General features: G+C 32.6%; 10 protein-coding genes and 1 other RNA gene. 9 read left to right on the top strand and 2 right to left on the bottom strand.

Translation table 11 applies throughout. The features are described 5' to 3' along the window. The first annotated feature begins 4 nt into the window (after positions 1 to 4). The 4 genes from ACGH4F_RS02195 to ACGH4F_RS02180 all read left to right on the top strand — a co-directional run bounded on the left by ACGH4F_RS02195 (position 5) and on the right by ACGH4F_RS02180 (position 3661). The gene (locus ACGH4F_RS02195) at positions 5 to 298 is read left to right on the top strand and encodes an integration host factor subunit alpha (protein WP_065557741.1); all 294 of its coding nucleotides are present in this window, start codon (positions 5 to 7) and stop codon (positions 296 to 298) included. Positions 299 to 438: 140 nt separating this feature from the next. After that, positions 439 to 534, top strand: an RNA gene (gene ffs / locus ACGH4F_RS02190) — signal recognition particle sRNA small type. A 181-nt stretch (positions 535 to 715) separates the two neighbouring features. Then, positions 716 to 1585 carry a protease HtpX gene (htpX, locus tag ACGH4F_RS02185; protein WP_411589835.1) on the top strand — a complete coding sequence of 290 codons (870 nt, stop codon included), beginning with the start codon at positions 716 to 718 and terminating at the stop codon, positions 1583 to 1585. 138 nt (positions 1586 to 1723) lie between these two features. Further along, positions 1724 to 3661: a peptidase U32 family protein gene (locus ACGH4F_RS02180; RefSeq protein WP_267378851.1), complete on the top strand. Its 1938-nt coding sequence runs from the start codon at positions 1724 to 1726 to the stop codon at positions 3659 to 3661. Between the two features lie 289 nt (positions 3662 to 3950). On the opposite strand, the gene ACGH4F_RS02175 is transcribed toward ACGH4F_RS02180, so the two are convergent. Then, a complete protein-coding gene (locus ACGH4F_RS02175; protein ID WP_267359769.1) occupies positions 3951 to 4349 on the bottom strand; it encodes a phage/plasmid replication protein in 399 nt (132 codons plus the stop codon). A gap of 1106 nt (positions 4350 to 5455) precedes the next feature. On the opposite strand from ACGH4F_RS02175, the gene ACGH4F_RS02170 reads away from it, so the two are divergent. Both ACGH4F_RS02170 and ACGH4F_RS02165 read left to right on the top strand, forming a co-directional pair. Continuing rightward, positions 5456 to 6085 (top strand): helix-turn-helix domain-containing protein, encoded by a 630-nt coding sequence (locus tag ACGH4F_RS02170; RefSeq protein WP_218837296.1) that lies wholly within the window; start codon positions 5456 to 5458, stop codon positions 6083 to 6085. Positions 6086 to 6148: 63 nt separating this feature from the next. Continuing rightward, complete coding sequence (locus tag ACGH4F_RS02165) at positions 6149 to 7207, top strand: YdgH/BhsA/McbA-like domain containing protein (protein WP_411589832.1); 1059 nt, start codon at positions 6149 to 6151, stop codon at positions 7205 to 7207. Positions 7208 to 7252: 45 nt separating this feature from the next. On the opposite strand, the gene hrpA is transcribed toward ACGH4F_RS02165, so the two are convergent. Beyond that, the gene (gene hrpA, locus ACGH4F_RS02160) at positions 7253 to 11134 is read right to left on the bottom strand and encodes an ATP-dependent RNA helicase HrpA (protein WP_411589830.1); all 3882 of its coding nucleotides are present in this window, start codon (positions 11132 to 11134) and stop codon (positions 7253 to 7255) included. A 73-nt stretch (positions 11135 to 11207) separates the two neighbouring features. On the opposite strand from hrpA, the gene ACGH4F_RS02155 reads away from it, so the two are divergent. The 3 genes from ACGH4F_RS02155 to ppk1 all read left to right on the top strand — a co-directional run bounded on the left by ACGH4F_RS02155 (position 11208) and on the right by ppk1 (position 15560). After that, on the top strand, positions 11208 to 11627 hold the full coding sequence (locus tag ACGH4F_RS02155; RefSeq protein WP_411589828.1) for an META domain-containing protein: 420 nt from the start codon (positions 11208 to 11210) through the stop codon (positions 11625 to 11627). 334 nt (positions 11628 to 11961) lie between these two features. Next, the gene (gene pykF / locus ACGH4F_RS02150; protein ID WP_267350949.1) at positions 11962 to 13374 is read left to right on the top strand and encodes a pyruvate kinase PykF; all 1413 of its coding nucleotides are present in this window, start codon (positions 11962 to 11964) and stop codon (positions 13372 to 13374) included. Positions 13375 to 13499: 125 nt separating this feature from the next. Further along, a complete protein-coding gene (gene ppk1, locus ACGH4F_RS02145; protein ID WP_267350947.1) occupies positions 13500 to 15560 on the top strand; it encodes a polyphosphate kinase 1 in 2061 nt (686 codons plus the stop codon). Positions 15561 to 15574 lie beyond the last annotated feature (14 nt).

The following is a 15574-nucleotide window of genomic DNA, read 5'->3' as shown; positions in this document are numbered from 1 at the left end:
AATTATGACATTAACTAAAGCTGATATTGCAGATCGTCTTGCCGATAAATTTAATATTGATCGTCAAGAAGCTAAAGTCCTTGTTGAACTTTTTTTTGAAGAGATACGAGTGGCTTTAGAAAAAGGGGAACCTGTTAAATTATCTGGGTTTGGTAATTTCACTATTCGTGATAAAAATTCACGACCGGGTCGAAATCCAAAAACGGGTGAAAGTGTAGATATCTCTGCTCGTCGGGTTGTTACCTTTAGACCAGGAATTAAATTTAGAGATCGCGTAGAAAAAAACCTAACGCTTTAAAAGTTAGGTAAGTATTCGTGTGATAATTAAACGACCTTTTTTTGATTGATTAAAGAAAGGTCGTTCAATTTTTTTTATTAAAAAAATGTTTGTATTAATTAATTGATTCAAGCATAATACGACCTCCTCAATGGAGGCTCTATGGGTCCTCTTGCAACATTTCTTTGCTCATCAGGTCAGGTCCGGAAGGAAGCAGCCAAAGTAAAAAATATGTGTGTGGGATGTGGCTGATAGGGTCTCCTCCAAACTATCTGCAATGCTTTAATCTTTTCAAAAACAAAACTAACTAACTGATCATTCTATATAACAACATATAGCCTTTCTATCTAATAGAAAGAAGTATTTTTGTTGAATTAATATAATAGGCAATTTTCTAGGCTTTTTTATTAAAAGCTAAAAACAATATGGAGTAGATTTATGATGCGAGTAGGGCTATTTATACTGACTAATTTAGCAGTAATGTTTGTCTTTGGTATTATCCTAAGTATATTGGGGGTAGATGCTCACAGTACTTTAGGATTATTGATTTTTGCAGGTATATTTGGCTTTGGTGGTTCATATATATCTCTTTTATTCTCTAAAACAATAGTATTAAAATCGGTTAAAGGAAAACTGATTAAACGTGCGGCCAATGCTCAAGAACAATGGTTATTAAGTATTGTTCATCATCAGGCAGAACAGCTTGGTTTAAAAATGCCAGATGTGGCAATTTATGAAGCTAATGATATGAATGCATTTGCTACAGGAGCAAGTAAAAATAGTTCATTGGTTGCCGTTAGCTCAGGTTTATTAAGTACGATGTCACAGGATGAAGCAGAAGCTGTCATTGCACATGAAATGAGTCACATCGCTAATGGAGATATGGTTACAATGACTTTATTACAGGGTGTAATTAATACATTTGTTATTTTTATATCCAGACTATTAGCTTCATTGGCAACTCAAGCCATGGATGAACGTAATCGAGGATCATCCCAAATGATTTATTATCTAATTGTTATGGTCTTTGAAATCATTTTTGGTATTTTGGCAAGTATTATTACTATGTGGTTTTCACGTTACCGTGAATTTCATGCTGATGCTGGTTCGGCAAAATTGGTAGGTGCAAATAAAATGATTGCAGCGTTAGAAAAGTTAAAAACAAGTTACGAACCTAAAGAAGATTCATCGATAATGGCATTTTGTATAAATGGTGCGAAAAAAACCAAAATTTCAGAACTATTTATGTCTCATCCGCCATTAGACAAACGTATAGCGGCTTTAAAAGCACGACATTATCTTAAATAGAAATCACAAATTAACATTTTATTAAATAAAAGTATTACCCTGTTATTATTGACAAGTCTTAGTGAATTCACTATAACGCTTGTCAATAAATTAAAACACTAAAATTTGAAGTATTTTTGAGAATAAACGATGTCACAGATGGATCAATATCAGAATAAAAACCAATTAGAATTACTAAGTCCTGCAAAAAATATTGAAATTGCGATGCAGGCAATTTTACATGGTGCAGATGCTGTATATATAGGCGGGCCTAGTTTTGGCGCTCGTCATAATGCAGGAAATTCGGTTAGTGATATTGCAAAATTAGTTGAATTTGCACATCGTTATTACGCTAAAGTATTTGTGACGTTAAATACGATTCTTCATGATAATGAATTAGAATCTGCAAGACAATTAATTTGGCAATTCTATCATGCAGGCGTCGATGCGTTAATCGTGCAAGATATGGGTATTTTAAATTTAGATATTCCACCAATCGACTTACATGCCAGTACGCAAATGGATATTCGAACGCCAGAAAAGGCAAAGTTTTTATCCGATGTTGGTTTTTCGCAAATTGTATTAGCACGTGAATTAAACTTAAATGAAATTACGACTATTTTTAAGCAAATAGATGCAAAAATAGAGTTTTTTATTCATGGTGCGTTATGTGTCGCTTTTTCCGGGCAATGCTATATTTCACATGCGCAAACTGGGCGTAGTGCTAATCGTGGAGATTGCTCACAGGCTTGCCGATTGCCTTTTACTTTAAAAGATGATCAAGGACGTGTTGTTGCTTACGAAAAGCATTTGTTATCGATGAAAGACAATTATCAATCAGATAATTTAGAATCGCTAATCCAAGCTGGTGTAAGATCGTTTAAGATAGAAGGGCGTTATAAAGATTTAACTTATGTAAAAAATATTACTGCACATTATCGACAAAAATTGGATAACATCCTTTCAAATTCATCGAATTTAACGGCTGCTTCTAGTGGCAAAACAGAATACTTTTTTACACCAGATCCCAAACGAACATTTAACCGTGGTAATACAGATTATTTTGTTACTGGTCGAAAACCTGACATTGGTGCTTTTGAGTCGCCAAAATTTATTGGATTACAAATTGGTGAAATAACTAATGTAACCGCTCAGTATATTGATATTAAATCTGAAAAAATGTTAACTAATGGTGATGGTCTAAATGTCCTCATTAAACGAGAAGTGTTTGGATTTCGAGCAGATAAAGTCGATAAATTAGGTGCTAATCAATATCGGGTTTATCCAAATGAAATTCCTAAATCGCTTAATACCATCAAATTGCCTTTTATTGTTAATCGTAATTTAGATCATTTATGGCAACAAAACTTACTCAAAGATTCAAGCGATCGTCGTATTGGTGTTTCGTTTGTGTTGTCTAATATCGATAATGGAATTCAGTTGATAGCCAAAAGTGAGGAGGGTATTTGTGTCGAATTAGATCTGATTGGTCAATTTGATTTGGCGAATCAAACTGATAAAGCGTTAAAAAATATTCAAGATAATCTATCTAAACTTGGGCAAACTATTTATTATTTGTCTGAGCTTATTATCGATTTATCGATAATTTATTTTATTCCCAGCAGTCAACTTAATCAATTAAGACGAGACATTATTGAAAAATTAACTTCAGCAAGGTTAGCAAGCTACCAAACCAATAAGCGTAAGCCTGAAACTAACCCAAAACCAATTTATCCCGATAATCAATTAACTTATTTAGCTAATGTCTATAATCATAAAGCCCGTGAGTTTTATAAACAACATGGTGTTCAATTAATAGAAAGCGCATATGAAGCTCATGAAATTAAAGATGATGTTCCTTTGATGATAACAAAACACTGTTTGCGATTTGCGTTCAATTTATGTCCGAAACAAGCTAAAGGTATTCAAGGTGTCAAAACAAAAGTCACACCAATGAAATTAATACAAAATAATAATGAAGAGCTCATTTTGAAATTTAACTGTAAAGCATGTGAAATGCAAGTTTGGGGTAAAATTAAAAATCATGTTTTAAAAATGCCATTGTCAGGAAGCGAAATTATTTTCATATCTAAATAAAATGCTTTGGTTTTGGTTCATTCAAATTTCAATACATTTATTTCAAATAATTTTTGGTTACAAATAAACATTCAACTTTAGAAATTTTGGCAAAAAATATTAAATGCTAAAGTATGAATGTTGATGTTAATTAGGAATAGGTTATAACTCAGTAAGGCAATAAATAGTATTATCATCAGATAAAATAACAGAATTTATGGATTCCTAAACAATGTATATTATTTAACATAATATACATTATCCGCACCACGATAAACGTACGTGAATTTTCATCATTCAGCTAACCAATTTACGACGCTAATTTAAATATCTGTGGCATTTTGTACCAATCAGGAATTGGACAATCAGATACCGTCACCTGTCGAATTTCTCGAACTGAAATCGGGCTAAATTTTGCCAGATTGCAACGCTGTGCTATATCAATGCCGATTTTTCTCAAACGTGCTCTGTGTATTTGAACCTGTGATTTGTTAAAATCAAATGTTTGTCCATGCGCCCATTGAATCGCATACATTGCAGTAGTATTTGCTGAACGTGTGGTTTCTACTACGCCACACCTTATTAATTGTTCGCTAATAGTTTCAAAATCCATCGCATTAACCGCCAGTTTTTTATCTAAATTTAAAAATTCATCATGTAATTCATTTAATCGTTCATAGTTTGATAATCCCCAATAATGTGAAAACATATCTGTATAAATTTTGTTATGCGTTCTAGATAATAAATGTTACATTATTATTTAGGATTAGGATTTTGATTAAATCGTTTTAAGGTTTGGTAATTTTGACAGTGATTTTACGATAACCGTTTCAATTATTTTTAAGAAAAAGAATTCCGGGTAATTGCATTTATAGTTAGATATAGATAATGAGTTAAACAAAAATATGACAATTAATAATGATATGGTTTTAGCTGTTCCAATAGCTGTTTTATTGGTTATTTTGATATTATGTATGAGTTATGTTGATAGAACTTATCTAAATAACACGATTGAAAAACTTTTTAAAAAAAGAAAATTTAGAATTATTTTGGCTGTTATCATGATATTTATTGTACTTGTCTTTTTTGACGGTAAACATAAAGGCTTATTTTTTATGATTTAACGGATTGTATTTAGCCAGTTGGGTATTCTATAATAAATTAATAATTATTATTAATAAGTGAACTTTAAAAAATTAACTTAAATTCGTAATTATAAATCATTGAACTAGATTTAATTTTCTACTTATAAATCTTATATAACACCCTATTCTTCATGAACATTAAGTAGCCATATGAATGAAAAAAATATATTGGATTTTATTGTTTTTAATCAATTGGATAAGATTTGGATAATGTATATTATGTTAAATACAATCATTATTACGAACTTAAAATGATTTTCAGTTATATCTCCGTTTTGCTAAACCCTACTTTCAATTCAAAATTGATTAAAAGTTCTTTAACTATCAGCTCAAACCGCAATTTAACCTTTTAGAGTGATAGTCAATATCATAATATAAAATCGATTATCTTTAGTATATAATTGCTAACACCTATTAATACTTTTCATTATTATGCTTATTTTAATGCTTGCCTTCTGTTAATTTAAACTAAATGAACGTTTTGTTGATTAATAATTTAAACTATATGAATTGGCCAATTGTTGTTTTATCATAAAAATATGTTACTCTTGGCTAGAACTGAACTTGGATTAATGATTAATTTATTATGCAAACTACCAATAAGAATATACGATCAAAAAGTTATTCAGTTCCTTGCGAATTATGCAGTATAGGCTCTTTATGTCTACCAATGTTATTAAATAATACTTTAAATAATGTTTTGGAACGTAAAAAGACTTATGCTAAAGATGAACTCATAGTATCCAAGAGCACTGATTTTACTCGGTTTTTTATTATTCATTCTGGTGCTGTAAAAACCTATGTTACAACATCAGACAATAAAGAACAGATTAATGGCTTTTATCTACCTGGTGATATTGTTGGACTGGATTCTATATCAACTAAAATATATAATAACAACATTAAAGCGCTTACTAATACTTTAGCTTGTGAATTGCGTTATGAAGAACTAATGTCTTTAGTTGAATCAAATGCTTGTGTCAGAAGCATGATATTTAGGTTATTAAGTAATGACATTTATAACTATCAAAAATTAATTTTATGTTATTCTCAGAAAAAGGCTGATGAACGCCTAGCCTATTTTATATATTCTCTTTATAGAAGATATGAAAATCGTGGTCACACATCACTAAACATAAAGTTATCTATGAGCCGTAGTGATATAGCAAATTATTTAGGTTTAACGATTGAAACCGTAAGCCGAATTTTGTCGAAACTACAAGAACAAGATATTTTACACGTTAAAGGCAGATATATTTTTATTAAAAATTTAAATGCGCTAATAAGTTTAGGTAACTGATTTTTTTATGTTAAAATAACAAATATTTAATATACGATTTAAAAATTGTAAGGTTTATAGAATATGACGAGTTTAAAGAAAACACTTATTGCTGCTATGGTTACATTTGTTCCTATGTATTCTTATGCGGCTCAGCAGTTAACTGAAGAACAAGCAAGCAACTTGCAGTCTTTCAAACAAATTTCTGTTCGAGGTGCATTTTATACTGATAGCGATTATGTGTTGGCTATGTCTAAAGCAGCAGACAAAGAAGGTGCTGCGTCTTTCTATATTACAACGACAAATATCAGCCCTTCTAATGATACTTTGCGTATTGTTTATGCTAAATTGTACAAAGCTAATGCACCTAAAGCCGAAGAGAAAACTGACAACTTTCGCCAATTTGGTGGAGTCTACGAATACCCTAAATCTAAAGCTATTCGCCTAGAACCTTATGATATTGTTCGTATTCGTGGTTATTTCCCAAGTGAATATGATATTAATCAATCAATTGCAAAAGAAGCTTTAAACAAAGGTGCTTATGCTTACTATATTGATAATCGTTCAGAATTAGGAAGTAATTTGCAGGTTGTTGCCTATTTATTTAAGAAAGATGCACCAGAACGTAAACTTCAACCTGAAAATGCAATCCCTTATGATTCCGAAGCAGGACAATTAGCTTTAGCTCAAGGTGGCGAAGCCGCAATGCAGGTTGAAAGGCCGGGGTATTATTCACCATCTGCATTTAATGAAAAGTTTTATGCTGATAAATTTAATAACAAAGTCAAAGTGATCGATACTGCTTCTTCTACTAATTCGACTACAACGACTATTACAACAGCACAAACTAATACTCCTACTTCAGAAAAACCTGAAGTCATGAGCGAACCACAGCGCGTAAATCGTTACACTGTCACTCTTTCGGATGGTCGTAAAATTCAAGAATTAAATGATGGAACAGCAGCTAAAATGGTTCCTTTCAATACAATAAAATTCCGTGGCTATTATGTCACAGATCAGGAAATTTCATATCAAGCAGGTAAAAGAGCGATAGAAGCTGGTGCCAAGTATTATCATATTGCTAGAATTGCACAAGATACAAATGGCCCTAATATTACCGTGTTTGTTGACTTATATCGTTAATCTTTAATTTGGGCGCATTAGCGCCCTTCTCTATTAGGCTAATTATTATAATTCTGATTTTATCAACTCAATCTGTTGTTTAATTCTTTTAGCTGATATTGGATAAGGAGTGCCCATCTGCTGTGCAAATAAGTTAACTCTTAACTCTTCTATCATCCAGCGTATTTCAAGAACACGATTATCTAATTTCTGATTTTTTGAAAGGCTACTTAAAAAGTGATGATAATAATTCTGAATTTCTTCAATAATATTCATTGATTGTCTATCTTTTGCCGTATTAAGCATTAATTTTTCAATTCGCTTTTCAATTGCGGATAAATATCGATAGATATCATTTAATCTGTTGTAACCTGATTGTGCAACAAACCCCTTATAAACTAAATGATTAAGCTGATTTTTAATATCAGATAAGGCAAAAGCTAAAGATAAATCGACACGCCCTTTCAACCTTTTATTAATATTAAAATGAAGTGTTAAGATGGCTTCTACTTGTTTGGCTATATCAACCACAACTTGGTTAATATTCGCTTTTGTATATTCAAGTAATTGTTGATACTGCTCAGCAGTTTGAATAAGTTTATTATTCTTTCCAATCAAATAGTCAATGCCACAGGCTATACAATCATCAATAAGATCGAGTACAGTACCAAATGAGTTAAAATAGAGACCTAATTTAGATTTATTCGGTAACTTTTCATGTAAATATTTGATTGGTGAAGGAATATTTATCATGAGAAGACGTCTTAAACCAAGTTTAGTTAATCGCTGTTGCTCGATTTGATTATCGACTAACTTAATACTGACTGATTTATGATCATCTACAATGGCTGGATATGCTTTGACTGTGTAATTTTTTTGTTTTTCTTCATAAATAGCCGGTAGGGTACCAAATGTCCAATCGGTTAGGTTATTTAACTCAATTGGATTTGCTGATTTTTTAGTAGTCAATGAGGATAATGCTGATTGTATTTTAGCTTTTAATTGCTCTTTTAAAAGATTAAGATCTTTGCCATAAGCAATTTCATTACCTTGATTATCTATAATGCTAAAGGTAATTCTTAAATAATTTGGAACTTGATCCCACTGCCAATCCTCATGAGTAATTTGAACCCCCGTCATTTTTCGAAATTCATGCTCTAATGTTTCAAGTAACGGATGTTTGATCGATGTTAATCTACTTAAGAATGCTTCAGCATAATTAGGTACAGGAACCAAACTGCGCCGTAAAGACTTAGGTAATGATTTAATAAGGGATACTATCAATTCTTTTCTAAAACCGGGTACTTGCCAGTCAAATCCATCATTTGTGATTTGATTCAATATATCAATAGGAATTCTAACAGTGACACCGTCACGGTTATTACCTAAATCAAACTCATAATTAAGAGGCAGTTTGAATTGATCTTGATACCAATAATCAGGGAACTGAGTTAAATCAATCAATTGTGCTGATTGGTTAATTAACATCTGTTTTTCAAAATTGAGAAAATCAGGTGAAGTTTTTTGCTTTTGCTTCCACCAATTGTCAAAATGTTTAACTGAAACAATTGAATTATCAATACGCTGATCATAGAAATCAAATAACTGATCATCATCGATTAAAATGTCTTGACGACGGGATTTGTGTTCAAGATCTTCGACTTCATTAATCAACTTTTGGTTTAGTTTATAAAATTTATGATTAGTAATCCAATCCCCTTCTACCAATGCATGTCTTATAAAAAAGTGACGGGATAACACAGGATCTATCTGGCTGTAATTTACAATTCGATTTTGGACTATAGGCAATCCAAATAATGTCACTTTTTCATTTGCAATTGTAGTGCCCTGTTTTTTTGACCACCTAGGTTCACTATAGCTGTATTTCACTAAATGTTTAGCTATGGGTTCAATCCATTCTGCATCAATTTTAGCTACTGTTCTCCCCCATAGTCGGCTGGTTTCAACAAGCTCACTGGCAACGCACCATTTAGGTTGAGTTTTAAATAACACTGAATTTGGAAAAATGGCAAACTTGATATTTCGAGCACCAAGATATTCGTTTCTTTCAATCTCTTTTAAACCAATATGTGAAAGTAGACCACTTAATAAAGCCAAATGTAATGATCGATAATCTGCGGGTTGACTATTGATTGGAAAAGATAATTGTTTAATGGTCTGACGAATTTGAGTATAGACGTCTTGCCATTCACGAATGCGGAGATAATTCAAATACTCTTTCGGGCATAACTTTCTAAACTGATTACCGGATAACAGGGTTTGTTGCTCTTGAATATAATTCCATAAATTAATAAAAGAAATAAAATCTGAATCTTTATCTGCAAAACGTTTGTGCTTCTCATCAGAAGCCTGTTGTTTATCAAAAGGGCGTTCTCTTGGGTCTTGAATTGACAACGCTGCGATTACTATCATAACTTCTTTGGTGCAACCTAATCGTCTTGCTTCAACTAACATTCTGGCTAATCTAGGATCAATCGGTAATTGTGCCAAAATTTTGCCTATTTGAGTTAAATGATATTGATGATGCTTAGTGAATATCGCACCAAGTTCTTCTAATAAACGAATTCCATCACGAATATATTTTGAATCGGGAGCCTCGACAAAAGGAAAAGCAGCTATATCACCCAAACCTAACGATGTCATTTGTAATATGACAGAAGCAAGATTTGTACGTAAGATTTCAGGGTCGGTAAATTCAGGGCGAGATAAAAAATCTTGTTCATCATAAAGACGAATACAAATACCATCTGAAGTACGTCCACATCGACCTTTTCGTTGATTAGCTGAAGCCTGCGATATAGGTTCAATCGGTAAACGTTGAACTTTAGTTCGATAACTGTAGCGACTTATTCTGGCCAATCCAGGATCGATGACATATTTAATTCCGGGTACGGTTAATGAAGTTTCCGCTACATTGGTAGCAAGCACAATGCGTCGTTTAGAATGTGGTTGAAAAATACGGTTTTGCTCGGAAGCAGATAACCTAGCGTATAACGGTAATATATCGGTATGACGTAATTCAAGCTTGTTTAGTGTATCGGCTAAATCACGTATTTCTCGCTCACCAGTTAAAAATATTAAAATATCACCTGAATTCTCTTTTGATAACTCATCAATTGCATCAATGATAGGTTGAAAATCACTATTTTTGTTAATCTCTTTATCATCTTCGTTATCATATATTGGCGGACGATATCGTACCTCGACAGGATAGGTTCTTCCAGATACTTCTATAATAGGCGCATGATTAAAATGGTTAGAAAATCGCTCAACATCAATGGTTGCAGACGTTATGATCACTTTCAAATCAGGGCGTTTAGGTAACAATTGTTTCAGATATCCCAAAATAAAATCAATATTAAGACTACGTTCATGAGCTTCATCAATAATGATAGTATCGTATTGCAATAAAAGTTTATCTTTTTGAATTTCAGTCAGCAAAATGCCATCAGTCATTAATTTTATCAATGTGGTATCACTAACCTGATCAGAAAATCTGACTTTATAACCGACTAACTGCCCTATTTCGGTATTTAACTCTTCCGCTATGCGATTGGCGACAGAACGGGCTGCAAGCCGCCTTGGTTGGGTATGTCCAATATATCCTTTTACACCTAAACCTAATTCTAAACAGATTTTAGGAATTTGTGTTGTTTTACCGGAACCAGTTTCACCTGCAATAATTACCACTTGGTGCTGCTGAATCGCATGGTAAATTTCTGATTTTTTTTCAGCCACAGGTAAATTAGACGGATATTCAATCTGTGCAGGTAAAGACGTCAATCTTGCTTGATAATGTGAAACAGCTTGAGTTACCGCTAAATTGATTTTTGCTAGATCTTGATTATTCTTAGCAAGCTTCAATATTTTATGCTTGTCTAAGAAAGTCACTGATTCTAGAAATTTAATTTGCTGTTGAGATAACATAAAGAGTAAAATATTTGTAAGTAATTTTAATTAAATCTATTATAACAAATTTAAACTATCATTAGGAGTTAAGATGAAAAAGACATTACTATTAACATCATTATTTGTAGGAGCTTTAGTAGTAACTGGATGTGGAGAATCAAATAAAATTAAAGCTGAAGATTTGTTACATCACCATTTTGTATTGGTAAAAGCGAATGGACAAGATGTTTCTTCAGATAAAGCTGCAGAACTTGAGTTTGGCGAAAATATGAATATTACTGGAAAAATGTGTAACCGATTTGTCGCAAAAGTCACCTTAGAAAATGAAACAATCAAAGGTGCAGGCGTTGGTATGACAAAGATGCTTTGTAATGATGAACAATTAGATAAGTTAGATGGCATTATTACCCAAATGATTACAGAAGGTGCAAAAGTCAGCTTGAACAAAGATCAATTGACATTGAAAAATGAAAGCAATGAACTCATTTTTCAACTTAAAGATCTGATGTAATAGCAATGAATGTCGTTAAGAACATCTTGCCATTTGTATTCGTTAATTAGGATGATTCTTCTTTTGTTTTCGTCAAATATAATCTAGTTTTTTTGATAAAAAACTTTATTTAAAGTGTGGTTAAGACTATAATAAACACAGATTTTTAAGGATATATATTTTTTGATGAAAATATTTAATTTTTCAAAGATTGCAGTTAATACAAGTAACTTTTTGGGTTACTGCTAACTTATTACATACCAATGCATGGGCATTGGTTTTTTTTTGCGTGAACATAATTAAAAACAGTTTATTTAAAATTAAACTTCAACCTTAACAACTAGTAGATAATATTATGAAAAAGACAAAAATCGTTTGTACTATTGGACCAAAATCAGAATCAAAAGAAATGCTAGCTAAGTTATTAAATGCAGGCATGAACGTAATGCGTTTGAACTTTTCCCATGGTGATTATGAAGAACATGGAAATCGTATCAAAAACCTACGTGAAGTCATGCAAGAAACAGGTTTAAAAGCAGCAATTATGCTTGATACTAAAGGTCCTGAAATTCGTACAATTAAATTGGAAGGTGGGAATGACGTTTCACTAGTTGCAGGTCAAACATTCACATTCACAACTGACGAAACAGTCATTGGGAACGCTGAGCGCGTAGCTGTAACATATAAAGGTTTTGCTCAAGATCTCAAAGTGGGTAATCGCGTTCTTGTTGATGATGGCTTAATTGCGATGGAAGTCAAAGAAATAAAAGGCAACGAAGTCATCTGTACCGTATTGAATAATGGTGATTTAGGTGAAAACAAAGGTATTAATTTACCTGGTGTTTCAATAAAATTACCGGCACTTGCAGAAAAAGATAAAAATGACCTTATTTTTGGTTGTGAACAAGGTGTTGATTTTATCGCTGCGTCATTTATTCGTAAACGCTCAGATGTTGAAGATATTCGCGCACATTTGAAATCTCATGGCGGTGAAGAGATTAAAATTATCTCTAAAATTGAAAACCAAGAAGGATTAGATAATTTTGATGAAATTTTGGAAGCGTCTGACGGTATCATGGTTGCTCGTGGTGATTTAGGTGTGGAAATTGCGGTTGAAGAAGTTATTTTTGCTCAAAAAATGATGATTCAAAAATGTAATAAAGCTTCTAAACCTGTTATTACTGCAACTCAAATGCTTGACTCTATGATTAAAAACCCACGCCCTACTCGTGCTGAAGCGGGTGACGTGGCAAATGCCATTATTGACGGAACTGATGCAGTCATGCTTTCAGGCGAAAGTGCTAAAGGTAAATACCCATTAGAAACCGTTAATGTTATGGCGACTATCTGTAAACGTACAGACATTACCATTCCTGCTTCTTTAGAGCTTACTGCCAAAGAAGAAAAATTACGTATTACTGCGGCTGTTTGTTGTGGTGCGGTAGAAATAGCTGAACGTCTAAGTGCGCCTTTAATTGTTGTTGCAACTCGTAGTGGTAAATCTGCTCGTGAAGTCCGTCATTATTTCCCTAGAGCGCGTATTTTAGCATTATCATCAAGTCAAAAAACGGTTAATCAATTAGCCCTAACAAAAGGTGTTGAGCCAATTTTAATTGATGCTATTAATTCAACAGATGATTTTTACCGTTTAGGTAAAGAGTTAGCTGTAAAAATTTGTGGTTTACAACAAGGTGATACTATTGTCATGGTATCTGGTGCTTTAGTACCAAGTGGCACAACGAATACCACTTCAGTTCACCGTATTTAGGTAAAGTTGCTTTAAAGCAAAAATTGTTTAATATATTTAAATTAAAAGCTAGCGATATGCTAGCTTTTTTTTTAAGTTAAGTTATCCTGTATTAAATTTCATTATTGTATTTTAAGAGATAAAGAATGCTACAAGAAAAAGTGTATTTTCCCAAAGAACTTAGTTGGCTTGCTTTTAATCAACGTGTTTTACAAGAAGCAGCAGACAAAAGTAATCCACTTATTGAGCGTGTTCGATTTTTAGGCATTTATTCCAGCAATCTCGATGAATTTTATAAAGTACAATACGCCAATTTGAAAAAATATGTATTAATTGAACAGGAACAAGGACAGTCCGCTACTTCTAACGCAAAGTTATTATTAAGGCAAGTTAATCAGAAAGTCATACAACTTGAACTCCAGTTTGATCAACTGTATAACGAATTATTACTTGAAATGGCAAGAAATCAAATTTTCTTAATTAATGAGAGACAACTTTCATCTTATCAGGAAGATTGGATAAAAAACTATTATAAACAGAATTTAAGACAATACATTACCCCAATATTACTGGATAGTCACACAGAACTGATCCAATTTTTAAAAGATGATCATGCTTATTTGGCCGTTGAAATTATCTGTGATGAAAAGATAAGTTATGCCCTGCTTGAGTTACCAACCGACAACGCACCTCGATTTGTACTTTTGCCGTCAGAAGTATCAACCAAAAATAAATCAATTATCTTTTTGGATAACATCCTTCGTTATTGTTTATCTGATATCTTCAAAGTCTTTTTTGATGCCACAGAACTGAATGCATATTCAATCAATATCAATCGAGATGCAGAATATGAATTAAATACAGAATTAGACAGTTTGTTAGAATTAATGTCTCAAGGATTGAAGCAGCGATTGACGGCACAACCTGTTCGTTTTACTTATCAAAAAGATATGCCTAAAGCATTATTTGAGTTATTAATCAGTAAATTAAGATTAACTGAACAAGATGCCATGCCAGGTGGACGTTACCCTAATTTTAAAGATCTGGCTAACTTTCCTGATCTTGGTGGAAAAAACCTTTTAAATAAACGATTACCGAGTTTGGCTTATAATCGCTTTAAAAAGTTTAGAAATGCGTTTGCGACGATTAAAGATCGTGATGTACTTCTTTATTACCCTTACTACTCGTTTGGGCATGTATTAGAAATTATGCGACAAGCTTCATTTGATCCGGCTGTAACCCATATCCGCATGAATATCTATCGGGTAGCAAAAGACTCACGATTTATCCATGCAGCAATTAATGCTGCTAATAACGGTAAAAAAGTCACCGTAGTGGTTGAACTTCAGGCTCGATTTGATGAGGAAGCAAATATTAAATGGGCAAAAAGACTACTCAGTAGTGGAATCAAAGTTATCTATTCACAACCCAAACTCAAAATTCATGCCAAACTATTTTTAATTGATCGTCGTGAAGAAAACAAGATTGTTCGATATGCACATATTGGATCGGGGAATTTCAACGAAAAAACTGCTCGTGTGTATACAGATTTTTCATTATTAACCGCCGATCCAGCCATTACAGACGAAGTAATAAAAGTGTTTAATTTTATTGAAAATCCATTCAAGCCAGTTTCGTTCAATCATTTGCTTGTTTCCCCTCAAAATACGCGTTTGCGTTTTCATGAATTTATTGAAAGAGAAATTCAAAATGCCAAAGCAGGAAAACCTTCAGGCATCTATTTAAAGCTTAATGCGATCACTGATAAAGAGATGATAGACCAGTTATACCGTGCATCATGCGAAGGTGTAAAAATTAGAATGATTGTTCGAGGAACCTGTGTTTTAGAACCTCAAATTCCCAATCTGAGTGAAAATATATATGTAACTAGTATCGTCGATCAATATTTAGAGCACGCACGGGTATATATATTTGAAAATGATGGTAAAAAAGATACTTTCATCTCCTCTGCTGACTGGATGCCACGTAATTTGGATAACCGCATAGAAGTAGGTGTGAAGATATTTGATCCTATCTTAAAATCAACTATTCATGATATTTTTAATATCCAATGTAATGATAATGTCAAAGCACGAATTATTGATAAAGAAAACATGAATAATTATGTTCAACGCGGTAATAAGAAAAAAATTCGAGCACAGCATGCTATTTATGATTATTTAAAACAATTAGAAGCCAAACAATAAGGATATCTAAACGT

Origin of the sequence: Gilliamella sp. CG35 (assembly GCF_046635745.1) — a bacterium.
GTDB lineage: Bacteria > Pseudomonadota > Gammaproteobacteria > Enterobacterales > Orbaceae > Gilliamella > Gilliamella apicola_I.
Note: the sequence above shows the minus strand (reverse complement) of the source record. Positions and strands in the feature narration are given on the sequence as shown.